The sequence below is a fragment of the Polynucleobacter meluiroseus genome (genome assembly GCF_900205755.1).
Lineage (GTDB): Bacteria > Pseudomonadota > Gammaproteobacteria > Burkholderiales > Burkholderiaceae > Polynucleobacter > Polynucleobacter meluiroseus.
In genome coordinates this window covers 421,520-445,481 of sequence record NZ_OANS01000001.1, presented here as the reverse complement: position 1 = coordinate 445,481, position 23,962 = coordinate 421,520, and the positions used below count along the sequence as shown (strand labels likewise).

Genomic DNA, 23,962 nt, shown 5'->3' with positions numbered 1-23,962 from the left:
TAATTGCCTGCAGATTAAGAAGCAGAATGCGGATAAGAGCCTAAATTCTTAAAGTAAGCTGCGCTTGCCTTCAATGCCTCTAGCGCCTTGGCGACTTTGCTATCGTCCGCGTGCCCGGCTACGTCAATATAAAAATGGTATTCCCAAGTGCCCTTACGAGCAGGGCGAGACTCAAAGCGGTTCATTGAAACACCGTGCTTGGCAAGGGGCTCTAAGAGTTGATAAACGGCACCCGGCCGGTTATCTACCGATAGGACTAAAGAGGTTTGGTCTTGTCCAGTGGGTTGGCATTGATAACTACCAATCACTACAAAGCGTGTGCGATTGTGCGGGTCATCCTGAATTTGTGATGCAACCGCCTGCAGATCGTAAGCCACCTGAGCGGGATCTCCCGCTATTGCGGCTAGACTGGAATCTGCCGCTGCCATACGCGCTGCTTCTGCATTACTACTGACCGCTTGACGCTTGAGATGGGGGGCATGTTGACTCAACCATTGTTGGCATTGTGCTAATGCCTGGGCATGAGCACAAACAGAGGTAACCCCTTCTAAATTCCCATTTTTCGTTAACAGGTGATGACGAATAGGTAGAACAACTTCACCACTGATGTGCAAAGGGGAATCTAACAATAAATCGAGCGTGCGAGAGATGGCGCCCTCACTCGAGTTTTCAACAGGCACTACGCCAAATTGAGCGGCCCCTTTTTCTACTGCCGAAAATACCTCATCGAGACTATTGCAGGGCAAACCGGCAATGGAATGGCCAAAGTATTTTTGCGCGGCTAACTCGGAAAAAGTGCCAATGGGGCCTAAGAAGGCGATGGTTTGACGCGCTTCAAGTGCTCTGCAGGCGGACATCACTTCACGCCAAATCGATGCTATGCCATCAGGCAACAATGGACCCGTACTACTGGCCTGCAAACGCGCAACCACTTGTCGCTCGCGCTCGGGCCTGAATACCGGTGAAGAAAAACCACCTTTTATATGACCAACTTCCTGCGCCGCTTGCGCACGCTGGGATAGCAAATCTAAAATCTGCGTATCTAAGGTATCGATCTTTGCTCGTATTGGCGCAAGGCGCTCTTCTTCAGTAGGCATTAGGCACGTCTTTCAAAATCACGCATGAATTCTACTAAGGCTATCACGCCCTCGAGAGGCATGGCGTTATAAATGCTGGCACGCATACCACCTGCCGCTTTATGACCCCGTAAGGCTAGCAAACCGGCAGCTTTGGACTGCGACAAGAAGGCGTCATTGAGGCTTTCATCCCTTAAGAAAAAGGTCGCATTCATTCTGGAGCGATAAACTTTGTTTACGCGGTTCTCATACAGAGTGCTTTGATCTATGAAGTCGTAGAGAAGATTCGCTTTTTCTTGATTGCGCTGTTCAATCACCTTCACTCCACCTTGTTTCAGGAGCCATTTAAATCCGAGGCCTGCCATATAGATAGAAAATGTTGGCGGGGTATTGACCATGGATTGATTGGCAGCCTGTTTACCCCAATCCCAAATCGAGGGGGTAATCTTCATACTGTGGCCAAGCAGGTCTTTGCGGACGACCACGATAGTGACACCAGATGGGCCAATATTTTTTTGCGCACCACCAAACCAAACTGCGCCCTTGGAGATATCCATTTCTTTTGAAAGAATATTGCTGGAAATATCAGCCACTAGCAATCGATCACCGACCTCTGGGGTATCAGGAAACTCTACGCCCCCGATGGTTTCATTTGAGCAGTAATGAAGATACGCTGCGTCATCTGATAAATCCCAAGAGTCTCTTGCTGGAATAGTATTAAATTGCTCAGTCGCAGAGGATGCTACGAGGTGAGCAACTCCGTATTTTTCTGCTTCCTGACGGGATTTTTCAGACCAAATACCTGTCACCAGAAAGTCGGCCTTCGGACCATTTTTTCCAAGCGCCATTAAGTTCATGGGTATGCCTGCATTTTGACCAATACCGCCACCCTGGAGCAATAAAATCTCGTAAGAATCAGGGATATTCATCAGGGTCCGCAAGTCATGCAAGACCTCTTCATAGACTGCCATGAAATCTTTGCTGCGATGACTGATTTCCATCACGCTGGTACCGAGGCCATGCCAATTCAGTAGCTCGGCTTGAGCCTGCTTGAGGACCTCCTCGGGAACGGTCGAAGGCCCCGCTGAGAAATTAAAGATGCGGCGCTCAAACGTCATGATAATTAATTAATCCTGTAAAGATGCCAAATTAGGCATCACCTGCTTCATCAGAATTATTATCTACCGTTGGATCTGCTGCAATATCTCCATCTTCTTCTAAATCGATTTCACTGTCGTCTTCTACATCACTCTCAGCAATGCGTTGCAAACCAGATAAACGAGTACCTTCGTCGACGTTGATCAAGGTAACGCCTTGAGTAGCGCGGCCCATTTCACGAATTTCAGAAACCCGCGTGCGCACCAAAATTCCGCCCGTTGTAATCAACATAATCTGATCTTCTGGTGAAACTAGAGAAGCGGCGACCACCTTACCATTACGTTCCGTGGTCTGAATCGCAATCATGCCCTTGGTGCCGCGCCCATGGCGGGTGTATTCCGCGATAGGTGTCCGCTTACCAAAGCCATTTTCAGTAGCAGTCAATACACTCGTTGGAATCGCATTACCTTCAGCGTCAACGGTGGCTGCAGGTTGGCCTTCGATCTCTGCAACCGCCACTAACATGGCAATCACTTGATGTCCTTCGCCTAAGTTCATACCGCGCACACCGCGGGCAGTACGACCCATTGGGCGAACATCATTTTCATCAAAGCGTACTGCTTTACCTGCATCGGAAAATAACATCACATCGTGCTTGCCATCCGTAACAGCAGCGCCAACTAAAAAGTCATTCTCATTTAAATCGACCGCAATAATTCCTGCCTTACGAGGATTAGAAAAATCCGATAAACGGGTTTTCTTGACAGTCCCTAAGCTTGTCGCCATAAAGACGTAGTGATCATCTTGGTAGCCTTTGATTGGCAGGATCACGGTGATCTTTTCACCCTCGATGAGGGGGAACATATTCACAATGGGTTTGCCACGTGCATTACGGCTGCCCTGAGGAACTTCCCAGACTTTAAGCCAATACATGCGGCCGCGGTCGGAGAAGCACAGGATGATGTCGTGGGTATTGGCAACGAATAAGGTTTCAATCCAATCCTCATTCTTCGTGGTCGTGGCTTGTTTACCACGGCCGCCACGCTTTTGCGCCCGATACTCGCTCAGGGGCTGGCTCTTCATATAACCCGTATTGGAGAGTGTCACCACCATGTCTTGCGGCGTAATTAAATCTTCGGTGAAGAGTTCAGTGGCGTTTATCTCAATGAAAGAACGACGTCCGCTATCGCCACCAGCAATACCAAACTCCGCTTGCACTTCCTTCAGTTCAGCTTCGATGACTTGCGTAACACGCTCAGGCTTAGCCAATAGGTCGAGTAAATCAGAAATCTCTGACATGACTTCTTTGTACTCATTCACAATCTTGTCTTGCTCAAGACCAGTCAAACGCTGTAAGCGCATCTGTAGAATTTCTTGCGCCTGACTATCAGACAAGCGGTAAAGACCAGTAGTCTGCATGCCGTACTCAGGCAAAAGACCCTCTGGGCGATAGGCGTTACGCCCACCCGGAGTGTCTGTTTCGGCCCGCGCCAACATCTCGCGCACCATAGAAGAATCCCATGCTTGCCCCATTAACTCCTGCTTAGCATCTGCTGGATTAGCGGCTGCCTTAATGATGGCAATGAAGTCATCAATATTAGCCAGAGCAACAGCCAAACCTTCTAATACGTGACCGCGTTCACGCGCTTTACGTAATTCGAAAATCGTACGGCGGGTAACCACTTCACGGCGATGCTGCAAGAAATACTCGAGCATCTGCTTGAGATTTAAGAGGCGTGGCTGGTTATCCACCAAAGCCACCATATTCATACCGAAGTTGTCTTGTAACTGGGTACTCTTATAAAGATTGTTTAGCACCACCTCAGGCACTTCACCCCGTTTGAGTTCAATCACGACCCGCATGCCTGACTTATCCGATTCATCACGCAGATCAGAAATGCCCTCTACTTTTTTCTCATTCACCAACTCAGCAATTCGCTCAAGCAGGTTCTTTTTATTTACTTGATACGGCAGCTCATCAACGATGATTGCTTGACGCGAGCCTTTATCTAAATCTTCAAAATGGGTCTTTGCGCGCATGATGACGCGGCCACGACCAGTGCGGTAGCCTTCTCTGACACCTTGCACACCATAAATGATTCCAGCTGTTGGGAAATCTGGCGCCGGCACAATCTCAATCAACTCATCAATCGTGCACTCCGGGTTGTGCAATACATGCAAACAGGCGGCAATGACTTCATCCAAATTATGGGGAGGAATATTGGTGGCCATACCAACTGCAATGCCTGAGCTACCGTTAATTAACAGATTAGGTACTTTGGCGGGCAGAATCAGCGGCTCTTTTTCGCTGCCGTCGTAGTTGGGCCCAAAGTCGACTGTTTCCTTATCCAGATCAGCCAAAAGGTCGTGCGCAATCTTGCGTAACCGAATTTCGGTATACCGCATGGCCGCCGCGTTATCGCCGTCTACCGAGCCAAAGTTACCCTGGCCATCGACCAACATATAGCGCAACGAGAAATCTTGTGCCATACGAACAATCGTGTCATACACCGCAGAATCGCCATGTGGATGGTATTTACCGATTACATCGCCAACTATACGGGCAGATTTTTTGTAAGCACGATTCCAATCGTTGTTTAATTCATACATCGCAAATAAGACCCGGCGATGGACCGGTTTGAGGCCATCACGTACGTCTGGCAGGGCTCTGCCGACTATGACGCTCATAGCGTAGTCCAAATAGGACCGCCGCATTTCGTCTTCTAGGGATATTGGTAGTGTTTCTTTAGCAGCTTGTTCCATTTAGAAATAATATCATTTTGATGAAGGATGACCCCTATGCTAAGATTCTGACAGTTTGTAAGGAATTGAGATGTGTCGCTTTGAAGGTAGGGCGAACTACATTTAAGTTGACTTTAATTAAAAAAGAGATTTTTGAGGACTAAAAATGAACAAAACCCTAAAAGTGTTGATCGCTTCTGTTATTACTGTTTCTGCATCCGCAGCAATGGCTTCTGATAACTGGCAAAACGGCGACGGCGCCCTGAACTGGAAAAATGGCGATGGCACATTGTGCTGGCGCGATAACAGCTGGACTCCAGCTACTGCTGCTGCTAATTGCGACGGTTGGATCGGTCCTAAAGCCGCCCCAGCAGCTCAAGGCGTAAGCCAAAGCAAGATCACCCTGCAAGCTGACACTTTGTATGACTTCGATAAAGCAACATTGAAGCCAGAAGGTAAAGCTACTTTGGACAAGATCGCTGCTGACTTAAACAAGATCAAGTTAGAAGTAATCGTTGCTGTTGGTAACACCGACAGCGTTGGTACGGCTGAATACAACATGGCTCTTGGCCAGCGCCGCGCTCAGTCTGTAAAGGCTTACTTGGTTAGCAAGGGTGTTGATGCAAGCCGTATCTACACAGAATCTAAAGGCAAGAGCAATCCAGTTGCAAGCAACGCAACTGCTGAAGGCCGCGCTAAAAACCGCCGTACTGACATCGAAGTTGTTGGTACAGCTGCAATGAAGTAATTCGTTTTACTATTAAAAAAGCCCGGTTCTGCCGGGCTTTTTTATTTCCGCTATATTCGTAGTTCACTAATTCACACGCTTTTGTTGCGTCAAGACCCTATGAACGTCGATCAATCTGAAATTGCTAAATTTAGCGCCTTAGCCAGTCGCTGGTGGGATCCCCACAGCGAATTCAAACCCCTGCATGCCATCAATCCCTTACGCCTCAATTGGATTAAGTCCATTGTTAACATCGAGGGGAAGAAGGTATTAGATGTGGGCTGTGGTGGCGGCATCCTAGCGGAGTCAATGGCTCATTCTGGGGCGATTGTTTGCGGTATTGACTTGTCCGATAAAGCGCTTAAGGTTGCTGAGCTTCATGCTTTAGAGGTTGGCGCGACTCTTACCTACCGATCCATCTCCGCAGAAGATTTGGCGGAAGAAGAGGCTGGTCAGTTCGATGTGGTGACCTGCTTGGAGATGCTTGAGCATGTTCCCGATCCCGCATCCGTTGTGCGGGCCTGTGCCAAGCTATGCAAACCTGGTGGCACCCTCTTTTTTAGCACTTTGAATCGCAATCCAAAGTCCTACCTATTTGCGATTATTGGCGCTGAATACCTTCTTCGGATGCTTCCCAAAGGTACGCACGAATATGCGAAATTTATTAAACCTTCGGAACTCGTCACTTTCACACGTCAAGTGGACTTAGAGATGCTCGACATCAAAGGTATGACTTACAACCCCTTTACCGAGGTTTATCGCCTAGGTGATGATGTGGATGTGAACTACATGATTGCAGTGCGTAAATGAGCACTGAGGCCTCTTTAAGCCCCTTTAATAGTGTGTTTTTCGATTTAGATGGCACCCTAGCGGATACCGCGCCTGATTTAGTGGCAGCCGCCAATCAAATGCTAGCAAAGCGCAATCTACCGCTCAAACCCTACGACCTTCTGCGCCCACGTGCTTCAGCGGGTGCTAGAGGTATGATTTTGGGTGCTTTTGGGATCAATACAGATCACCCCGAATTCCTTGCCCTACGCGATGAATTCCTCTTCAATTATGAAAAGGCTCTTCTAGTCGATAGCGTGCTATTTGCCGGTGTTGATGCGCTATTGGACCGATTAGACGCTGCAAAACTGCCCTGGGGCATTATTACCAATAAAGCCGAGCGCTTTACAAACCCCCTTACCGACTTAATGGGCTTGCGTCAAAGGGCGGCGAGCACAGTTTCTGGCGACACTACTCCCTTTTCTAAACCCCACCCTGAACCCATCTTGCATGCCGCGCGGCTTGCCAAAGTTGATCCCAGCAAATCCTTATATGTAGGGGACGACATTCGGGATATTCATGCTGGTAAGTCTGCAGGAATGCAGACCGTAGCAGCAGCTTACGGCTACTGCGGATGCGAAGAGCTGCCTGAGAACTGGGGTGCAGACTTCCTCGTCACGCACCCTAGCGAGCTCCTAGAAATCATCTTCCCGAGTAGGGCTTAATCAGACATTCGTAAGATATTCAGCAATTTAAGGCTGACGGCCTTAAAATACTAGCTCCAATGTTAGCAATCTGGGGTCGACATGGTTTCGACGTGGATTACAAAGCATCAAGGGCATACCGAGGACCCGTTATCTCGTAAATCAATGGGAATGTAATAACTGCAAACGACGAACGTTTCGCACTAGCCGCTTAATTGCGGTTGCCCCTGAACTGATTCTCTCTTGGGTTAGGTAGCGAAAGCTACATCAGGGTCATTTACAAGAGATAAGACTATTTCATGTCACGGGGAATAGTACGAAAACCAAGTGAATCGCCTGCGTGGAACATGTCAGTCTGTGACTAGCCGGCTAAATTAAATGATATGACTAAGTATGTAGAACTTGCTGTGGAGGATTTGCGGACGCGGGTTCGATTCCCGCCGACTCCACCATTTTGATGTAAGTAATTGTGCAATGCCACCCTATGGGGTGGCATTGTTACTTTCTAGCCAGTAAATATTTTTGCTTTTGGAAAAACCAAAGGGGTGACCGAACATATATCAACTACATCGAGCTTGATATCGTATAGCTTCTCGATCGGCGGAACGACATCGTAGCCAGTCGGATAATCACCAACAACAGAGCCCTCTTTCACTAATATCAGCCTGTCAAAATGCTGCAGCGCTTGATTAATGTCATGCAAGATCGCCACTATCGCATGCCCTCGCTCTTTTGCAAATTGCTGCATGCCAGCCATGATGTCGATTTGTAAACCTGGATCTAATGAGGCCAGTGGCTCGTCAACAAAGATGCAGCCATTTTTTTCATCTGATAATTGCGCAAAGACTCTCGCAAGTTGAACGCGGGCCTTTTCCCCTCCGGAAAGCGTATCAAAGTTGCGCTTTAATAAACCACCACAACACGCCAAACGCGCTGCTTCAATAATCACCTCCTGAGTCTTTGCGTTTTCTGGCAAAGCAATGCGTCCCATACGAATCACCACTTCTACCGGCAATCCAAATGCGACCTCACTTCCTTGGGGTAGAACAGCCCTAACCCTACTAAGCCCGAATGCAGTCAAGCGATGAAGATTGATCCCTTTTAATCTCAGCGAACCTAAGTGCGGTTTTATTTCGCCCGATAATAGCTTGAGCAAGGTGCTCTTCCCCGCCCCGCTAGGGCCCAAGATCGCAATACGCTCACCCTCCTTAATCTGAAGGCTAAAGGGTCCAAACGATTTTTCCCCCAATTTAATCAGGGCTGATCTTGCCTCAAAAATAATACGCATTAGGCAATTCGTTTTCTTGAATTACGCAACAGGAGCAGGAAAAATGGCGCTCCCAGTAAGGCAGTAAAAATACCAACTGGTAATTCAGCAGGTATCGCCACGCTTCTAGCAAGCGTATCTGCCACGAGTAGCAGCACCGCACCTAACAATATCGACGCCGGAATTACCTTTCTCTGATCGCCGCCGAGACAGGTTCTCGCAAAATTAGGCGCGATTAAACCTATAAAGCCAATCATGCCGCACCAAGACACTGCAAAGCCTGAGAGAAGCGCTACCCAAATAATCATCTCTATTCGTAATCGACTTACCTCCACCCCTACATGGGCTGCAACAGATTCACCCAAGGCCAATACATTGAGCACTGCAATCATCGCCCTTAAACGCCACCATGCCATAAGCAGCAGCAATGCAATAGCAATGACTAAGTTCCAATTAGATCCTGAGAGTGAGCCCATAGTCCAAAAGGTTAAGCTTCTTAATTGCTCATCAGTGGCTAAATAAGTACATAAACCGATGATGGCCGCGGCAAGCGCATTTAGGGCGATGCCTGTTAGCAGTAAACCCGCTATCGAGCCTGGAGTAATCCAGTGTGCCATCCTATCCAATAGATAACAAACAAAGATTGCCCCAATAATAGCAAGTGCCGGGGTAGTCCACATTTTCCAATGCTCATTTATAGGTAAGCTTAAATCAGCAGCAAATACAATCCCCAGTGCTACAGCACAGGCCGCCCCTGCGGATACGCCAAGTAAGCCAGGATCAGAAAGGGGATTACGAAACAAGGCTTGAGTTAAGGCTCCGGAAAGACCTAGTGCGGCGCCAATACCCAAAGAAAAAATCACCCTTGGAAGACGCAATTCCCAAAGAACATAAGCGCTACCTAACTGCGATGATTGCCCACTCAAAAACGGAGATGCCCAATCATCGAAATTGACCTTAAGCGCACCAAATTGACTAGCTAATAAAACCGCGCCAACTAACGACAGTAATATTAGGACGCGCTTAACTAGTACACTCATTTGACACAACAAAAGCATATTCATTACCTAAAAATCACCCACTCTAGCTAGTGCGACTCATGTGCAAATGGCGATGCAGCTCAACGACTGCCAATGGCATGCGGGGTCCAAAACCCAACAAATACATTGCCTCCATTGAAATAATCTTTTTATGCCTACCTGCATCCGTTCGACTTAACCCCGGAAATTGCATCACTCCAGCAATGCCGCCGACGGCCCTCATGCCTTGATTTGTTAAAAGGATAATTTGGGGATTGGCGGCAATAACCGCTTCAGGTGTAAGTGGTCGATATCCAGAAAATTGGGTAATCGAATTCTGGGCCCCGGCATAAGCAATCATTGCATCAGCACTGGTGTTAATCCCGCTCACCAGCAGTTGCGAGGGATTTTGAGCCAGGATGAACATGACTCTCGGTTTATCTGTAGCACTCTGATCAATCGTGTTCTGCGCTACCTTCCATTCCGAATGCAATTTTTCAACTAACTGTTTTGAAGAGGATTCTTTCTTTAAAAGTGATCCGACATGATTGACTCGATCAAGAACACCTTGAAATTGAAAGTTGGCCCTCAGAATAGCAATCGGAATTCCTGCCGCTTTGACTTGCTGAAGAACTAAAGGTGGCCCAGCATCTTCAGTGGCAATAATTTGTGTGGGCTTTAATGCCAGGATACCCTCAGCAGACAAGGTTCTGGCATACCCCACATTCGGCAGTAGCGTCGCTGCACGTGGATAAAGCGAAGTAGAGTCTACCCCCAACAAATATTGCTCTTGCTGCAGGGCATAAATTATCTCAGTCAAAGCCCCGCCGATACTGATCAAGCGCATTACCCCCTTTGCCTGTGGCCGTCTTCCATCCGCAAATGCGCATGGAATTAATGCCCAAGAGCTAGCCACAGTAAAGGAGTGAAGCATTAACTCTCTGCGTATTGCATTCGGCCTAAGCATCAGCAGCTACGATTTGAGATGCAGTGATTAAATTACCAACTAGAGCGCGCCAACTCTCGAGTTCGGGCTTACCTGGCTTTCTTTCTCCAAAGAACATCACAATGGACTCACCTTCGGCATCAAATAACTCCACCGAGGTCACTATTCCATCTACAGTAGGCTTACGAACAACCCAAGCACTTTTAATATAGTCTTCACGCAAATGAAGATTAAAGCGGGGGTCCATCACGTTAATCCAGCTACCCGAATGAAAGACCTTCTTCACCGGACCCGAATGAATTTGAATCATTCCCGAGTTTCCAACAAACGCCATAATAGGTGTGGCATTCTGTGCCGTGGACTCTAAGAGTGACTTACAGCAACTGATCGGTATCGCTTGTATAAACTCAGGTTCACCCAAGCGCAGTGCTTGGGTTCTGCTTAGTTGATACCTCTTGAGCAAGCCATAAAACTCATGGGTATCCTGCATAGCTCGCCAGTCCTGCCGAAAACCGACTACATCAATCTCATGATCGGCCAACTCAGATTTAGATTCAGGCGCCGGCTTGATCGCAACGCCGGGAGTTTGATCCTCGCCTTTAAAGCGGCTTACAAAGCTTTCAAACTGAGGAACATCACTCTCAGGCCTCATGAAGATTTTATGAATGGCGCAACCGGTCTTATCAAAAAATTGTAGGCTGCGCTTCATTCCCGCTTTACTCATTTCATGCACGGCAAATCCATGAGCCCAAGCATGATAAAAAATACGCAGATCAATCTCCCCCAGTAGAATCCCAACATGACCTTCGGAAGAAGCGTTGAGATAACAGCCAATTTTTTCGTGCACACAAGCCTCATTACGCGTGAGCGCCATGACCTCGCCTAATGGCTCTATTCTTGTCATCATTTCGGGCCAAGTTGGCTGCAGTCGAATAACCTGCATTTCACCGATTACTGAAGGTAGCTTTTCAATGCCCACATGAGCTGCGATTAATTCACCCTCTGCAATCTGAAGCTTTTTGGCAATATCGCAATTACGTAAATGATCCTGCTGACGTAGCTCTCGTACAGATTGGCGTATCGTTTCAATAGACTTATTCATCACGCCCCCCTTAGAAATCGTAGCGCACTGAAATTTGTGCGTTTCTTGGTGCAGAAGTGGCGGATTGTTGAACGGCATTGGCGTTGTATGAAGGAGTGCTGACCGTGGTGACCGTCTTTTGGACGGAGGACCAATTCCAATAAGTTGAGTTGAATACGTTGTTTACATTGAAATTAAAGGTAAGTTGCTTAGAGGGCTTCCAGTAAGCTGTTAGATTGAGTACGCTGGATGCTGGGCTTAAAAATTGATTAGGAGTGCCGCCGGTATTTCCATTAAAGTTCACCTTGCTAGCCGACTTCCCTTGATTCCAAACCCAGTTGGCAAACCCACCCCACTCCGCTGAATCGTAACGTAGGCCTAATATTCCTCGTAATGGCTGAATAGTATTTAAGGGCGCGCTAACACCATCCTGTTTTTGCGTACCTTGGCTATACGCCATAGCTGCATTTGCCTGCCAGCCTTTTCTGAAAATCCAATCCGTGCGCAAATCCCAGCCGTTGATTGTCACTTGATTTAAGTTTTGATATTGAAAAATAATCGGGTTGGTTGGTGTAGATACTTGAGAAATAAAGTTACTGTAATTGTTGGAATAGACCGAAGCTTGGTAGCGCCATTGCTCAACCTTTCCCCGCATCCCGAGCTCATACCCAATTCCTGTCTGCGGCTTTAGATCTGGATTAGGAATACTTTTATAAGGGACGGGGCCTGCAAACCCAGCGTAACTTGGCAAAGCCTGATCTGGGGTTGGCGCGCTAAAGGCAGTTCCCCAATTCGCAAATGGTCTGAATTCTTTAGTGATATTCCATACTGCACCCACTCTTGGAGAGACTGCAGAACCGCTATTAATAGCAGATGCTCCAGATTGCGGCTTAATAGAATAAGCGTCGTATCTCAACGCGGGAATAAGACTAAGGTTCCCAAACTCCATTTCACTTTGCAAGAAGGCGCCGCTGAGTTCATAAATTGATTGTGGTGCAGGTGTGATTGAAACACCATTACCAGCAGCAGTAATTTGACTTGAAATATTGGCTGAGCTCCAATCAAATCCATAGGTCAAGCGTTGATTAACCAAGGCAGTAGTATTCGATTCCAAAGTCGAATTAATTCCATATGTGTTCTGAGAATAGCTATTATTTCTGGCTCTCCACGGCGAAGGAATCGTACCGCTCTGCATTTGGTATGACTGTTGCTTCACAGAAGCGTCCTGAAAATACAACATGACGTTCGCCTTTTGAATATATTCACCTGCACGGTCTTGATAGTTGTAATCTCCGGAAACACGATTTTTCGTAGTGGTGTCATTTGCTGTCGAGCTCACCACATTTAGTCGACCCCAGGCTCCCCCAGAAGAACCTAAATCACTCAGATTATTGACATTTCGGTTAACGCTTTGAGATTCATAGGTAAGGCCTAGCTTATTCGCCGAATTAATCGCCACCAATCCCTTAGATAAAACATACCAGTTTCCATAGTCAGCTGGATTAGGTGCCGAACGGGTAGTGCCCGTGGAATAGTCAGATCCCTGATTTTGATATTGGTGTCCTGCGCTTACATTACCGAGAATCAGACCTTGCACTTGATCGTTCTTACCCGCGTAACCAAAGGTAGTATTACTAGATTTATCGACACTCGAATAAGCTGTTTTAGCAAAACCTCCTTTGTCTTCCCCTGTTTTGATAAAGTCAGTTGGATTAAAAGTTTGGAAATTTACAATCCCCGCTAAACCGTCACTGCCATATTGGGTTGATGAAGGTCCGCGAACCACTTCTATCTTTCGATAGCCATCCACATCTAAAAAATTGCCTCTGCCCGTTGACAATGCCCCAAAAGAAAAAGCATTAGGAATGCGGATGCCGTCTACCAAAAGCAATACATTATTGCCTTGTAGGCCGCGAATATTAATACTCTCTTCAGCAGCCCGTCCCTGACTACCGACAGCCAAGCTAAAGCGGGCAGTTTGCTGAGGAACGGTAACGTCAACGGAGTTTTTAAACACATCACTAACGTTGCGTGCACCCAATTCCTGAATGTCTTCTGCGGTAGTCACAGTGACCACGTTAGGGGCGTTATCAACCCTTCTCATGGAGCGGGTAGAGCTGACCGTCACTTCTTTTAAGTCCTGCTCTGTTTGAGTTGCCTCTCCTTTTAATGCATTTACAGTTTCACCGTTTCCACTAACGTTTGACTGCGCCTGAGAAGCCAACGCTGAGCAGAACAAAGCAATCAATACGGCTATCTTACGAATTTCAAATACTGGACCCATATCACCTCTAGTTATTGACACACTAGCTAGCGGCGGCGGGCTGTGAAGTTTCAGAAATCACTGACATCAGATTGATGTCAACTTACATTTTAATACGAATCATTCTCATTAAAAAATTTAAGGCTATTTGTCACTGAAGCAACTACTTTTTTATTAATGCCTTTATTCAACAGTTAAAACAAAATTGATTGGCAATCGATAACACATCGGGACGTTTATTCCCTTGCTAGTTGCCGTTCTAAATTTCCAATTGCGAACGGTATTGAGAGCAGATCGATCTAAGGCAATATATCCTGAACTTTTCAGCAGTTCTAATCTCTCAATAAGTCCCTGTTGAGAAATGCATGCACTTAAAACAACATAGCCTTGCTCGCCATTTTCTCGACTAGAAATAGGATAGGGTGGCTTCGGATTATTCAAAGACTGTGAGGCAGCTGATGGAATATGATCGCCATGCTCGCCCCCTGAATTCTCCTGAACTAAGTTCTGCCCCTCCTCAAATGCACTGACAAACTCTTTTATAAATCTAGGGGGATTTTTTAGGAGAGGTGCACGGTCCGAGCTTGCCAATTGGGCTTTGGAGGGCTGACTAATGATTTCGCCTGATACCAATTGATGAGATTGATTATTGCTTCTAAGGGCATTGTTCACGGAGACTAAATACAGAACAACTGTATGAAGAATCAATACCGCAAGGCCCATCCTGAACCAGATTGAATAATGTGCAGAGCTCAACATAGAAACTTATTTAGTTAGAATCAGTTTCCCTAGCTGCGTGATCCTTAAGGTGTATAGCTCGCCGCGATGGTCAATCAGAATGGCACTCTTGCCACGAAATAATTGTGAGCTAATAAAAGCTTTCTCCTCGTTAGCATTGCGTGATGAGCTCTCCGTTGACGATAATTTTTCCCGATCCGTTTGCATCATTATTTTTCCCCAGGGGTTGTTACAAAGCCAATTTTCTCAATGCCAACGGAATTAGCCATACTCATGGCCTTAGCAACAAATTCATAGGGCACTTTTTTATCTCCGTAAATATGGAGTGTTGTTTGAGAATTCATTTGCTGAATATCTTGAAGAGCGGGATAGAGACCGCCTTCTTGAAGCGCTTGCTTATCGAGGACGTATGCTCCAGCATGATCAATATGCAATCTAATAATTTCAGGCTTAGCATCTAATGGTTTGCTCCCTGCTTGCGGCAAATTAACATCTACCGCATGCTGCAACATTGGGACAGTCATCATGAATACCACTAACAACACCAACATGACATCCACAAACGGTGTGATATTTATCTCATGAATGAGGTTGTCTTGTACAGTCTCGAAGCCATCGATGCTCATGACTTTCTCCTCCTAAGGGATTTAAATAGATTGATCGATCGATTGATGCTGATACGCTGCCTCCACCAAATACACATTACGCATATTCTCAGCGAATCGGTTCAGTTTGCTTACTATCAATTGATTACCTTGGCGGACGAAGTTGTATCCCAGTGCCGCAGGAATGGCCACCGCTAATCCAAATGCAGTCATCACTAGCGCCTCACCTATGGGACCCGCTACTTGATCAAGGCCATTTAGACCAACTCCCCCAATCACCATTAGGGCCTGGTAAATTCCCCAAACCGTCCCAAATAAACCAATAAATGGCGCCGTAGAGGAGACGGAAGCCAATATGATTAAGCCGCCCCCCAAGCTCTGCTTAAATTCATCAAGCACAACCCTAAGCTGAAGCACGAAGCTCTCTTGCGCTTCTCTGGAAGACTGCACTAAAGCACTTTCATGGCGTTGATGCTGCATTGTTTTTTGACCTTGTTTTAATATAAGAAGGAAGGGATTCTTATCTTGCTCGGTTGACTGGAGAGTATCAATCGCTTGAAGTGGATTGGGTGCATTCCAAAATCCCACCAATTTCTTAGCCTGCCCCATGGCGATATAAATTTGCCTGGCTTTGACCAACATGATGGTCCACGAAAACACTGACATCGACAATAAAATACCGGCGGTGGTTTTAATTACCAAACCACTATTGATCCATAAATCCACAAAATGACTACCTGAGTGCATGCGACCTTCCCAAAAAGAATGCAGTGAGTGAATGGCTTTTATTAAAGCCGTGCATCAGCCCAAAATTCTAATTGAGAATCATTTCTATTTACTTTTTAGCGAATAACCTCATTCACTTTGTGTTGAAAGGGTTGCTTACTCTGCCTGCAAACGCCATAGCGAGGTAAGTTCCGCCACCCTAGCGGCATGCAGGGCATCCTCTTGATCAAATACCTTACCGTGCTTTGGCCTGATGTCTTCACGCCCTATCACTTTTAATCCAGCTTCCCTTATCCAATTCAATAAAGTTTCTCTGGAACGTAAGCCAAGATGCTCTGCAAGGTCAGAAAGAATCAGCCACCCTTCACCTTCAGGTAATAAGTGCTCTCTCAGGCCATGTAAGAAACCTTTAAGCATTTGACTGTTTGGATCGTAGACTGCATGCTCAAGGGACGAACTGGGCCTTGCGGGCAGCCAAGGTGGATTACAGACGATCAGAGCAGCTTGACCAGCAGGAAAAAGATTGGCCTTGCGGATCTCAACCTGGTTTGTTAAACCCAAATGGGCCATGTTTTCCTTGGCGCACGCAAGCGCTCGATCATCGCTATCAGTTGCTATGACCCTTTGAACGCCTCGTTTGACCAGCAGCACCGAAAGGACGCCACTGCCTACGCCAATATCAAAGGCCAATGAATGCTGGTCTACTGCGTAAGGCAAAGCCGCATTCCAGACCAACTCAAGATACTCGCCCCGCACTGGTGAAAAGACTCCGTAATGCGGATAAATCCGAATAACTTCATTTTCATTAGCTGGAACAGGAACTCCCTTCTTACGCCATTCATGGGCGCTAATCACACCCAATAACTCTCGCAGTGAAATCACATAAGACTCGGTTGCTGAGCCATAAGCCTCAGAACAGGCCAAAGCCACATCAGGTGCCCGCTTCAAGGAAATACGATGCTCTGCATTCAGCTCAATCAAGATCATGCCAAGAATCCGCGCACGTTGTGATTGGGCGAGGCGATGGTGGTGAAATTGATCAAGTGCGCCATGCTCTTGAAGCTGATTTTTTGCTTTATTGCGCTTGGACTTTTTAGAAGGCTTATCTACCCTCCGAACCAATGCTTGTAATAGCTGGCGAGCATTTTGAAAATCTCCGCGCCAGAGCAGTGCCGTGCCTTCGCAAGCCAAACGATATGCCGCATCCGCAGTCAGCGTGTCGTCGGCCAGCACTACTTTCTGGTGTGCGCTAATTCCGTTCTCTGAATGCCACCCGGCAGAATGGGCTTGACTACCCTCTTCCCACTGAATCAGTCCATCTATTAGCACTCAGTCCACCGCAGCATATTTAACTGTGTTCTTCAGGGGTCACGTCCAAAGCAATCAAGAAGCGAGACACCATGTTGTAGGCGGCAATCACACTCACTAATTCCACCGTTGCGGTATTACCCAAAACCTCTTGAAGCCGCTGCATGAGAATCGGGTCCACCTTGATGAAACGCGTCATTTGTAAAGTGAGGGAGGCGGTATCTTGCTCTACAGAATTGAAGAGTTCCATCGGAAAGTTTGGTTCGCCCAGCAAACGCAGTGCAGTCACTTGCACCTCGGTGCCGCCCGCTTCCCTAAATGGGGGGGCGTGATGAATAAATTCATACTCAGCGCCATTTAAGACGGCAACTCCGCACATCGCTAATTCACGAAGCTTTGGACTTAAAGACAAATGGTTTCGAATCCCACCAATGAAATGATTCCAGCCCTCTGCAATGGGGACGCTATGCAATAGCATCCGATCCAAATTAATGAATTGACCGCCGCGCCTCTTGCGAATTGCGGCTACCAAATCTGCTGGCTCAGCCAAGTCCATTGGCTGATAAGGAATAAGACGTTTGGACATATAAACCTAATTAATTGGTTTCTTTAATATTATTTTGAATTACAAACTTACCCCAGGTGGCAATTTGCTTACCAATAAAATCTCTCAAGGTCTCTGGTCCACCTGCAACCACTGCAATTCCTTGGGTTTCTAACTTATTGGCTACCGCGGGGGATTTCAAGGCTTTAGTCGCAGCTTGATTCATGGCATTGACAATCGCTGGCGGTGTTTTACCAGGTGCCAATAATGCCCACCAAGCCGGCGCATCAAATCCAGGAAAACCACTTTCGCTAATCGTTGGGACGTTTGGAAGTGCTGGTGAACGCTTAGGCGTTGTAACGACCAATGGAATAACGCCACCACTATCAATATGGGGCTTAACCAAAAATTCAGAGCCTATAGCCAATTCTACCTGCCCACCTAAAACATCTTGCATCAGAGGACCGCCGCCACGATAGGGAATGTGGTTCCAGTCAAATCCGGATTGCTTTGCTAAGCGCGCCATGGCGAGGTGACCTAAGCTTCCGATACCAATGGAGCCATAACTAAACTGCTTTCCTTTTTTTGACTGCTCGACCAATTGCTTAAAGCTGGTAATTCCTGATGACTTACTTGCCACCAACACCATTGGGGAAGTGCCAATTAAAGTAACAGGAGCGATGTCTTTGATGGTGTCATAGGGGAGTTTGTCTTTGAGACTAGGGTTTACCCCGTGGGTATCAAACACCACGGCAAAGGTATAACCATCAGGTTCAGCGCGCGCCATTGCGGCAGTACCAATGACACCTGAAGCCCCACCAACATTCTCGACGATCACGTTTTGCTTCAATTCCGTTTGTAGAGCGGCCGCCAAAATGCGCGCCACTTGATCAACTGATCCACCCGGTGGGAACACAGCAATTAAGCGAATAGGTTTTTGGGTAGGCCACGAACCTACTCCCGGCGCTTGAGCGCTGGCAATACCAATCATTCCGATTACTGCAAGGCAGGTAAGTAAGGCTCTTTTGGCCATTTTCGATAAAAATTGCATGGATTGTCTCCTCCTATTTAAGCCATAAGATTAACACCCCTGCAATGGTGGCTTGTTTGATAATGTCCTTATGAGAAATAACGGAGTCGAAATGAAGCCCATCTTAAATATTGCTGCCTATTTATTTGTCAGCTTAGATGATCTGTCGGAGTTGCGAAACAAAATGCTTGACGAGTGCACCACTCAAGAGCTTAAGGGAACCATCCTACTCACCGGGGAGGGTATTAACCTATTCTTGGCTGGCAAAGAGGCCAAGTTGCGCGCATTTATGGACTGGCTGAGAAGTGATCCGCGTTTTCAGGCAATCGAAGTGAAGGAAAGTTGGTCGGATGATCAGCCGTTCAAGAAAATGCTCATCAAAATCAAAGCTGAAATCATTCGCATGAATCATCCCACCATTCGTCCAGAAACTGGCCGAGCCAATTTCATCGCGCCCAAAAAATTAAAAGAATGGCTAGATCGCGGTACCGATGACTTAGGCCGTCCGGTAGTGATGATAGATACACGCAATGCTTTCGAAGTGGATTACGGCAGTTTTAAAAATGCGATGCATTTCAATATCAATAAATTTACCGAGTTCCCTGCAGCGATTACTTCCCAGAAAGATGCCTTGGCTGATAAGACTCTCGTCAGTTTTTGTACTGGCGGTATTCGTTGTGAAAAGTCAGGACTGTACATGCGAGAAATTGGTATGGAGCACAGTTATCAATTAGATGGCGGCATATTGAAATACTTTGAAGAGGTGGGGCAGGCTCATTATGAGGGGAGCTGTTTTGTCTTTGATGAACGCGAAGCGCTCGAACCAACCCTAGACAGCATTCCATTGGAGCAATCCATCCGCAAGAAAATGAAGGCCTCCTAAGGCCTTATCAACTTGATCAAAATATGCCCCAAAAGACACTCTCCCCAAGGCAACTCTTTATCGGTTTTACCAAGATCAGTCTTTCTGGGTTTGGGGGAGTTTTGCCTTGGGCAAGGCGCACACTTGTGGAGCAAGAAGAGTGGTTAAGTCCTGAGGAATTTAATGCCATGCTTGGCATTTGTCAGGTTGTTCCCGGCCCCAATATTGTGAACTTAGCCGTCTGTGTTGGTAGCAAGTTTGCAGGCATTCCAGGGGCTCTAAGCTCAGTTGCAGGTCTTCTTTTGGGGCCTAGCATCATCGTCATTTTATTAGGCATGCTCTATGAGCATTACAGTTATCTACCGGAAGTTCACGGGATGCTGCGAGGGGTTTCAGCGGTTGGAATTGGCTTAATTGCGGGCACTGGTTTCAAAATGTTGCGCAGTGAATTTAGTTATCCACCGATGTTATTCGTTGTGCTAATTACCGTCCTTGCAACTGGCTACTTTCATTTAAGTTTGGCTTGGGTAGTATTGATTGCCTCCCCTGTAGCCCTCTATTTAGCTTGGCAAAAAGCAGGTAAAAAATGAATATCTTGCTTAACCTTTTTATCAAGCTTTCTGCATTTTCCGCAATTGCCTTTGGTGGTGTGAATGCACTACTCCCCGAGCTTTACAGACTCTCAGTTACACAAGAGCACTGGCTGAACACCCAAACCTTCTCCGATTTTTTTGCAATCGCTCAAGCAGCGCCAGGACCCAACTTGATGACGGTCATTCTGATTGGTTGGCACGTTGGCGGTGTTTTGGGAGCGGCAGTTGCCTCTGTAGCAATCTGCTGGCCTTCCTCCATCATGATTTATTTTTTACAGAACTACCTGAACAAGATAAGCAATCAAAGGGTCAAGAGCACCATTCAACTTGCTGCAAGCGCTTTAGCGGTAGGGCTAGTATTGGGTTCAGCCTGGGATATCTCGAACCAAATTCATCAAGGAATGCCTGCAATCGCACTCACTAGCGGGGCGATTTTGATATTACTTTTGACGCGCTGGCACCCACTGTATTTAATCATCGTCGGCGCCTTGCTCGGAGTGCTTGGGCTGATTTAGAAAAGCCCTTTACTTGAGGGCTTGATAAGTCAGAATTCCAAGGAAAGTTAAGGCTAGCGATCCTAATAAATGCAAGAGAGCAGTTCCCAGTGCCCAAGTCAATTCACCGCGCTGCATAAAGCCAACTACTTCCGCCGAAAAGCTCGAGAAGGTGGTGAGGCCGCCCAAGAAACCAGTAACAATAAAGAGTCTCCATTCTGGCGATAAATTGGGGTTATTGCCGAAGAACGCAATGGCGATACCAATCAAATAACCACCCACCAAGTTGGAAATAAGCGTGCCCAAGGGAATAATCAAGGCTACGCTCACGGTCGAGGCATTGAAGCCCGCCCTGAGTAAAGCCCCGAGTCCGGCCCCGCAGAAAATAGCTAATATCGATAACCACATATTCAAGATCCTATTGAATGGAAAAGCTCAACATACTGATAGAGCTCATTTCTAAGCCGTCCACAATGATATTGGCATGCTCCCCTTGCTCTTGTAATGCTAGAGCATACAAAGCAGGCCAATAGTGCTCAGGTGACGGTACAGCCAAATGTGCCGCCTCGCCCTGCTCTTCCCAATGAATCAATGCGGCATGATCATCACGGTGCATTTCTGCAACAAAAAAAGCATTAAAGTCCTTGGCCCAGAGATAAGGCTCGGCACCTTCTTCCCAATGCATCATGCGCAGGTTGTGAACCACGTTACCACTGGCCAAGATGAGAATGTTTTCAGCGCGCAAAGGGCGCAGTTGCTTTGCTAATGCGTAATGTTCAGCGGCAGACTTTGAGCCATCTAGACTCAACTGGACAACAGGAATATCCGCGCATGGATAGAGGTATTTCAGAACAGCCCAAGCGCCATGATCAAAACCCCACTCATGCTCTTCCAGCACCACCGGAATATCCAACAACTCTTGGATGCGATCGGCCAATGCAGGGCTGCCTGACGCTGGATACTGTACCTCATAAAGCGCAGGCGAAAAGCCACCGAAATCATGAATAGTTTTAGGTTTAGCCATGGCCGTAACCCAAGTACCGCGGGTAAGCCAATGGGCAGAAATCACTAAGATGGCATCTGGTCTACGAAGCGATTTCCCCAAAGAAGCCCAGGCCGCTGTATAGCGATTGGGCTCGAGGGCGTAGGTAGGACTGCCATGACCAATAAATATGGCGGGTTGGCGATGGCCAGTCATTTAATGCGAATTAGCCGAATACGTAACCAATATGGGCTGCAACTAATGCAAACAAGATGGCTAGGCTGGTTGCAGCTGCCAACATCACCACTAGGGTGAGGATCTTTTTATTGATTTCTGCCTTGGAATGCGTTTGCCACTCGTTCATTTCAACTCCTTAATAGGACCCACTAGGGTATTGGCGCAATTATCCACTATCGGCCGCGGCCAGCCTTGCGCATCATCGCCTTACCACCACCAAAGCCTGCTTGAGGACGTCCGCCTGGACCTGAGGGGCCTTTAGGGGCTGGTGGTCGAATCGCTTGCTTGCTAGCAACTGGCTTTGCTGGCGTTTTTGCTGCTGGTTTTTTATCATCAGTCATTTGTTTGCTCCTATAGATATCATATCGTCATGATTACTGACTATTCTATCCAAGCTGTCGCCATTAATGCGATTCCCTTGATTTTTGCCATTACCATCCACGAAGCGGCTCATGGGTACGCAGCTCGTCAATTAGGCGACAACACAGCCTATATGCTGGGGCGCGTGAGCCTTAACCCCGCAAAACATATTGATCCAGTTGGTACCATCCTGATTCCTCTGATGCTGATTTTGGCTGGCTCCCCCTTCCTTATTGGCTATGCAAAGCCTGTACCCGTGAACTACGGCAAGCTGCGCAAACCTAAAATTGACTCTGTCTGGGTTGCCTTAGCTGGGCCAGGCTCTAACTTCATTCAAGCAATTATTTGGATGGCGATTTGGGTCATTCTTTTGGGTACCCGCCTAGATGAGCCCTTTTTTACCTCCATGGCGAGGGCAGGGGTATTGTGGAATATTGGCTTATTAGTCTTTAATATGCTGCCCATTCCCCCGTTTGATGGCGGGAGAGTGTTATCGGGCTTATTACCCATTCGGCAATCCATGGCTCTTGATCGCCTAGAGAGATGGGGCTTTTTTATAGTCTTGGCATTGATGTTTACTGGCGTTATTGGAAGCCTTTGGATGGAGCCCTTGAGTCAATTCTTTTTGGGTTTGATCAACGTCATCGTGACGCCCTTACGCCTTATTTTTTGAGTTTTCTGCCTAAATCTGGTGCACAAAAACGAATTTTCGGGCCCTTTTCCTATAGAATTAAAAAATTGGATCGACTTGCGATCAGATGCCTAGGCGCTTAAAAAAACAAAACTATTCCATTCATGGAGTCACTATGACAATTACCCTGCATTCTTCAAAACTCCCTGCCGTTTTGGCACCTGTCATCACCCCATTTAATGAAGACGGCAGCCCTAACGCCAAAAAGTTACTTAAGCAATGTCAGTGGCTCGAGACAAATGGGGTGGGACAAGCTATTTTTGGCACGAATTCGGAGGCCAATTCCATGTCAGCAGTCCAAAAAATGGATACGCTGAGCGCTTTGGTTGAAGGCGGTCTCGATACCGACCATATCATGCCAGGTACTGGTGCCACGTCAATCGATGCCACGGTCAATATGACTCGGCATGCCCTGAATCACAAATGCACGAGCGTCATTATGTTGCCGCCGTTCTATTACAAAGACATCACCGACGACGGGCTTTTTGCCTACTTTTCTGAAGTGATCCAAAAAGTGGGTGACGCCGCTTTACAGATTTACATTTACAACATTCCGCCAGTAACACGCATTAACTTGAGCCTGTCTTTACTTGAGCGCTTAATAAAGGCCTATCCAAACACCGTAGTGGGCATCAAAGATAGCTCTGGTAATTGGCCTTATACCGAATCCGTCATTAAATTATTAGCGCCTACCGGCTTTAGAGTCTATGCAGGTAACGAGGCCTTTTTAGTACGTGCTCTGCGAGCTGGCGGCGCTGGCTGTATTTCTGCGACCGTCAATGTAAATCCCAAGGCAATTGCCCATCTAGCAGCTCACTGGCGCGAAGCTGATGCCGATCAACGCCAAATTGATTTAGACCAAGTACGGGCAATATTTGAGCAATATCAGATGATTGCCGGTATGAAAACTGCAGTTGCCCATTTCAGTAAAGATCCCGATTGGTTGCGCGTGCGTCCGCCACTAATGCAACTTAGCGAAGACCAGCAAGCTAAGTTACTCAGTGAATTACAAAATATTCACTTCAACATGCCTGGTCTCTAAGCGCAACAAGAGCATTACTCTCAGGACTAAGATTAGCCCATTTAGGCATCCCCACTAGC

Annotated in this window: 27 protein-coding genes and 1 other RNA gene; 9 read left to right on the top strand and 19 right to left on the bottom strand. The window is 47.0% G+C overall.

The window, feature by feature from the left end; genetic code table 11:
* Window positions 1-14: 14 nt before the first annotated feature.
* From pheA to gyrA, 3 genes are read right to left on the bottom strand one after another with little or no spacing between them, the layout of a single operon-like run.
* Complete coding sequence (gene pheA / locus CP950_RS02315) at window positions 15-1,097, bottom strand: prephenate dehydratase (RefSeq protein ID WP_096672226.1); 1,083 nt, start codon at window positions 1,095-1,097, stop codon at window positions 15-17.
* On the bottom strand, window positions 1,097-2,194 hold the full coding sequence (serC, locus tag CP950_RS02310; RefSeq protein ID WP_096672225.1) for a 3-phosphoserine/phosphohydroxythreonine transaminase: 1,098 nt from the start codon (window positions 2,192-2,194) through the stop codon (window positions 1,097-1,099). The genes pheA and serC overlap by 1 nt, the downstream gene beginning before the upstream one ends.
* A gap of 31 nt (window positions 2,195-2,225) precedes the next feature.
* Window positions 2,226-4,937 carry a DNA gyrase subunit A gene (gene gyrA / locus CP950_RS02305; RefSeq protein ID WP_096672224.1) on the bottom strand — a complete coding sequence of 904 codons (2,712 nt, stop codon included), beginning with the start codon at window positions 4,935-4,937 and terminating at the stop codon, window positions 2,226-2,228.
* 145 nt (window positions 4,938-5,082) lie between these two features.
* On the opposite strand from gyrA, the gene ompA reads away from it, so the two are divergent.
* The 4 genes from ompA to ssrA all read left to right on the top strand — a co-directional run bounded on the left by ompA (window position 5,083) and on the right by ssrA (window position 7,567).
* Entirely contained in the window at window positions 5,083-5,664 is a 582-nt protein-coding gene (gene ompA / locus CP950_RS02300) for an outer membrane protein OmpA (protein ID WP_096672223.1), read from the top strand.
* A 99-nt stretch (window positions 5,665-5,763) separates the two neighbouring features.
* Window positions 5,764-6,453: a bifunctional 2-polyprenyl-6-hydroxyphenol methylase/3-demethylubiquinol 3-O-methyltransferase UbiG gene (ubiG, locus tag CP950_RS02295; protein WP_096672222.1), complete on the top strand. Its 690-nt coding sequence runs from the start codon at window positions 5,764-5,766 to the stop codon at window positions 6,451-6,453.
* Window positions 6,450-7,136: an HAD family hydrolase gene (locus CP950_RS02290; RefSeq protein WP_096672221.1), complete on the top strand. Its 687-nt coding sequence runs from the start codon at window positions 6,450-6,452 to the stop codon at window positions 7,134-7,136. Before ubiG ends, CP950_RS02290 begins: the two co-directional genes overlap by 4 nt.
* A gap of 72 nt (window positions 7,137-7,208) precedes the next feature.
* Window positions 7,209-7,567: a transfer-messenger RNA gene (gene ssrA / locus CP950_RS02285) on the top strand.
* Between the two features lie 53 nt (window positions 7,568-7,620).
* Here ssrA and CP950_RS02280 read toward each other — a convergent pair.
* The 12 genes from CP950_RS02280 to CP950_RS02225 form a co-directional block, all read right to left on the bottom strand.
* On the bottom strand, window positions 7,621-8,403 hold the full coding sequence (locus CP950_RS02280) for an ATP-binding cassette domain-containing protein (RefSeq protein ID WP_096672220.1): 783 nt from the start codon (window positions 8,401-8,403) through the stop codon (window positions 7,621-7,623).
* Complete coding sequence (locus tag CP950_RS02275) at window positions 8,403-9,422, bottom strand: FecCD family ABC transporter permease (RefSeq protein ID WP_243391891.1); 1,020 nt, start codon at window positions 9,420-9,422, stop codon at window positions 8,403-8,405. Before CP950_RS02275 ends, CP950_RS02280 begins: the two co-directional genes overlap by 1 nt.
* 43 nt (window positions 9,423-9,465) lie before the next feature.
* Window positions 9,466-10,335, bottom strand: coding sequence for a heme/hemin ABC transporter substrate-binding protein (locus CP950_RS02270; protein ID WP_165766396.1), 870 nt, complete (start codon window positions 10,333-10,335; stop codon window positions 9,466-9,468).
* A gap of 25 nt (window positions 10,336-10,360) precedes the next feature.
* Window positions 10,361-11,449 carry a hemin-degrading factor gene (locus CP950_RS02265; RefSeq protein WP_096672217.1) on the bottom strand — a complete coding sequence of 363 codons (1,089 nt, stop codon included), beginning with the start codon at window positions 11,447-11,449 and terminating at the stop codon, window positions 10,361-10,363.
* 10 nt (window positions 11,450-11,459) lie between these two features.
* Window positions 11,460-13,733 (bottom strand): TonB-dependent hemoglobin/transferrin/lactoferrin family receptor, encoded by a 2,274-nt coding sequence (locus CP950_RS02260; protein ID WP_207760180.1) that lies wholly within the window; start codon window positions 13,731-13,733, stop codon window positions 11,460-11,462.
* 141 nt (window positions 13,734-13,874) lie between these two features.
* A complete protein-coding gene (locus CP950_RS02255) occupies window positions 13,875-14,450 on the bottom strand; it encodes an energy transducer TonB (RefSeq protein ID WP_096672215.1) in 576 nt (191 codons plus the stop codon).
* Between the two features lie 6 nt (window positions 14,451-14,456).
* Window positions 14,457-14,636, bottom strand: coding sequence for a hemin uptake protein HemP (gene hemP, locus CP950_RS10140; protein WP_419185568.1), 180 nt, complete (start codon window positions 14,634-14,636; stop codon window positions 14,457-14,459).
* 2 nt (window positions 14,637-14,638) lie between these two features.
* Window positions 14,639-15,055 (bottom strand): ExbD/TolR family protein, encoded by a 417-nt coding sequence (locus CP950_RS02245; RefSeq protein ID WP_096672213.1) that lies wholly within the window; start codon window positions 15,053-15,055, stop codon window positions 14,639-14,641.
* A 21-nt stretch (window positions 15,056-15,076) separates the two neighbouring features.
* A complete protein-coding gene (locus CP950_RS02240) occupies window positions 15,077-15,781 on the bottom strand; it encodes a MotA/TolQ/ExbB proton channel family protein (RefSeq protein WP_096672212.1) in 705 nt (234 codons plus the stop codon).
* 135 nt (window positions 15,782-15,916) lie between these two features.
* Window positions 15,917-17,089, bottom strand: a complete 1,173-nt coding sequence (locus CP950_RS02235; RefSeq protein ID WP_096672211.1) for a 50S ribosomal protein L11 methyltransferase — start codon at window positions 17,087-17,089, stop codon at window positions 15,917-15,919.
* A gap of 19 nt (window positions 17,090-17,108) precedes the next feature.
* Window positions 17,109-17,654 (bottom strand): carboxymuconolactone decarboxylase family protein, encoded by a 546-nt coding sequence (locus tag CP950_RS02230; protein WP_096672210.1) that lies wholly within the window; start codon window positions 17,652-17,654, stop codon window positions 17,109-17,111.
* Between the two features lie 10 nt (window positions 17,655-17,664).
* Window positions 17,665-18,663 carry a tripartite tricarboxylate transporter substrate binding protein gene (locus CP950_RS02225; protein ID WP_096672209.1) on the bottom strand — a complete coding sequence of 333 codons (999 nt, stop codon included), beginning with the start codon at window positions 18,661-18,663 and terminating at the stop codon, window positions 17,665-17,667.
* Window positions 18,664-18,754: 91 nt separating this feature from the next.
* On the opposite strand from CP950_RS02225, the gene CP950_RS02220 reads away from it, so the two are divergent.
* Genes CP950_RS02220 through CP950_RS02210 form a run of 3 tightly spaced genes read left to right on the top strand, consistent with a single transcriptional unit; the run spans window position 18,755 to window position 20,612 of the window.
* Complete coding sequence (locus CP950_RS02220; RefSeq protein ID WP_096672208.1) at window positions 18,755-19,525, top strand: sulfurtransferase; 771 nt, start codon at window positions 18,755-18,757, stop codon at window positions 19,523-19,525.
* 23 nt (window positions 19,526-19,548) lie between these two features.
* Window positions 19,549-20,094, top strand: coding sequence for a chromate transporter (locus CP950_RS02215; RefSeq protein WP_096672207.1), 546 nt, complete (start codon window positions 19,549-19,551; stop codon window positions 20,092-20,094).
* The gene (locus CP950_RS02210; protein ID WP_096672206.1) at window positions 20,091-20,612 is read left to right on the top strand and encodes a chromate transporter; all 522 of its coding nucleotides are present in this window, start codon (window positions 20,091-20,093) and stop codon (window positions 20,610-20,612) included. The genes CP950_RS02215 and CP950_RS02210 overlap by 4 nt, the downstream gene beginning before the upstream one ends.
* A 9-nt stretch (window positions 20,613-20,621) precedes the next feature.
* On the opposite strand, the gene crcB is transcribed toward CP950_RS02210, so the two are convergent.
* From crcB to CP950_RS09905, 4 genes are read right to left on the bottom strand one after another with little or no spacing between them, the layout of a single operon-like run.
* Window positions 20,622-20,999: a fluoride efflux transporter CrcB gene (gene crcB / locus CP950_RS02205; RefSeq protein WP_096672205.1), complete on the bottom strand. Its 378-nt coding sequence runs from the start codon at window positions 20,997-20,999 to the stop codon at window positions 20,622-20,624.
* A gap of 10 nt (window positions 21,000-21,009) precedes the next feature.
* Window positions 21,010-21,789, bottom strand: coding sequence for a 4,5-DOPA-extradiol-dioxygenase (gene ygiD / locus CP950_RS02200; protein WP_096672204.1), 780 nt, complete (start codon window positions 21,787-21,789; stop codon window positions 21,010-21,012).
* A 10-nt stretch (window positions 21,790-21,799) separates the two neighbouring features.
* Window positions 21,800-21,937 (bottom strand): hypothetical protein, encoded by a 138-nt coding sequence (locus CP950_RS09910; protein WP_165766395.1) that lies wholly within the window; start codon window positions 21,935-21,937, stop codon window positions 21,800-21,802.
* 46 nt (window positions 21,938-21,983) lie between these two features.
* Window positions 21,984-22,151 carry a hypothetical protein gene (locus tag CP950_RS09905; RefSeq protein ID WP_165766394.1) on the bottom strand — a complete coding sequence of 56 codons (168 nt, stop codon included), beginning with the start codon at window positions 22,149-22,151 and terminating at the stop codon, window positions 21,984-21,986.
* Window positions 22,152-22,180: 29 nt separating this feature from the next.
* Here CP950_RS09905 and CP950_RS02195 point away from each other — a divergent pair, with 29 nt between their 5' ends.
* Together CP950_RS02195 and CP950_RS02190 are read left to right on the top strand one after the other, a co-directional pair.
* Window positions 22,181-22,843, top strand: coding sequence for a site-2 protease family protein (locus CP950_RS02195; protein ID WP_096672203.1), 663 nt, complete (start codon window positions 22,181-22,183; stop codon window positions 22,841-22,843).
* Between the two features lie 133 nt (window positions 22,844-22,976).
* Window positions 22,977-23,903 (top strand): dihydrodipicolinate synthase family protein, encoded by a 927-nt coding sequence (locus CP950_RS02190; RefSeq protein ID WP_096672202.1) that lies wholly within the window; start codon window positions 22,977-22,979, stop codon window positions 23,901-23,903.
* Window positions 23,904-23,962: the final 59 nt, after the last annotated feature.

Coding starts and splice junctions, on each gene's coding strand:
- pheA (WP_096672226.1), bottom strand. CDS start 1,097: ATGCCTACTGAAGAAGAGCGCCTTGCGCCAATACGAGCAAAGATCGAT.
- serC (WP_096672225.1), bottom strand. CDS start 2,194: ATGACGTTTGAGCGCCGCATCTTTAATTTCTCAGCGGGGCCTTCGACC.
- gyrA (WP_096672224.1), bottom strand. CDS start 4,937: ATGGAACAAGCTGCTAAAGAAACACTACCAATATCCCTAGAAGACGAA.
- ompA (WP_096672223.1), top strand. CDS start 5,083: ATGAACAAAACCCTAAAAGTGTTGATCGCTTCTGTTATTACTGTTTCT.
- ubiG (WP_096672222.1), top strand. CDS start 5,764: ATGAACGTCGATCAATCTGAAATTGCTAAATTTAGCGCCTTAGCCAGT.
- CP950_RS02290 (WP_096672221.1), top strand. CDS start 6,450: ATGAGCACTGAGGCCTCTTTAAGCCCCTTTAATAGTGTGTTTTTCGAT.
- CP950_RS02280 (WP_096672220.1), bottom strand. CDS start 8,403: ATGCGTATTATTTTTGAGGCAAGATCAGCCCTGATTAAATTGGGGGAA.
- CP950_RS02275 (WP_243391891.1), bottom strand. CDS start 9,422: ATGAGTGTACTAGTTAAGCGCGTCCTAATATTACTGTCGTTAGTTGGC.
- CP950_RS02270 (WP_165766396.1), bottom strand. CDS start 10,335: ATGCTTCACTCCTTTACTGTGGCTAGCTCTTGGGCATTAATTCCATGC.
- CP950_RS02265 (WP_096672217.1), bottom strand. CDS start 11,449: ATGAATAAGTCTATTGAAACGATACGCCAATCTGTACGAGAGCTACGT.
- CP950_RS02255 (WP_096672215.1), bottom strand. CDS start 14,450: ATGTTGAGCTCTGCACATTATTCAATCTGGTTCAGGATGGGCCTTGCG.
- hemP (WP_419185568.1), bottom strand. CDS start 14,636: ATGCAAACGGATCGGGAAAAATTATCGTCAACGGAGAGCTCATCACGC.
- CP950_RS02245 (WP_096672213.1), bottom strand. CDS start 15,055: ATGAGCATCGATGGCTTCGAGACTGTACAAGACAACCTCATTCATGAG.
- CP950_RS02240 (WP_096672212.1), bottom strand. CDS start 15,781: ATGCACTCAGGTAGTCATTTTGTGGATTTATGGATCAATAGTGGTTTG.
- CP950_RS02230 (WP_096672210.1), bottom strand. CDS start 17,654: ATGTCCAAACGTCTTATTCCTTATCAGCCAATGGACTTGGCTGAGCCA.
- CP950_RS02225 (WP_096672209.1), bottom strand. CDS start 18,663: ATGCAATTTTTATCGAAAATGGCCAAAAGAGCCTTACTTACCTGCCTT.
- CP950_RS02220 (WP_096672208.1), top strand. CDS start 18,755: ATGAAGCCCATCTTAAATATTGCTGCCTATTTATTTGTCAGCTTAGAT.
- CP950_RS02215 (WP_096672207.1), top strand. CDS start 19,549: ATGCCCCAAAAGACACTCTCCCCAAGGCAACTCTTTATCGGTTTTACC.
- CP950_RS02210 (WP_096672206.1), top strand. CDS start 20,091: ATGAATATCTTGCTTAACCTTTTTATCAAGCTTTCTGCATTTTCCGCA.
- crcB (WP_096672205.1), bottom strand. CDS start 20,999: ATGTGGTTATCGATATTAGCTATTTTCTGCGGGGCCGGACTCGGGGCT.
- ygiD (WP_096672204.1), bottom strand. CDS start 21,789: ATGACTGGCCATCGCCAACCCGCCATATTTATTGGTCATGGCAGTCCT.
- CP950_RS09910 (WP_165766395.1), bottom strand. CDS start 21,937: ATGAACGAGTGGCAAACGCATTCCAAGGCAGAAATCAATAAAAAGATC.
- CP950_RS09905 (WP_165766394.1), bottom strand. CDS start 22,151: ATGACTGATGATAAAAAACCAGCAGCAAAAACGCCAGCAAAGCCAGTT.
- CP950_RS02195 (WP_096672203.1), top strand. CDS start 22,181: ATGATTACTGACTATTCTATCCAAGCTGTCGCCATTAATGCGATTCCC.
- CP950_RS02190 (WP_096672202.1), top strand. CDS start 22,977: ATGACAATTACCCTGCATTCTTCAAAACTCCCTGCCGTTTTGGCACCT.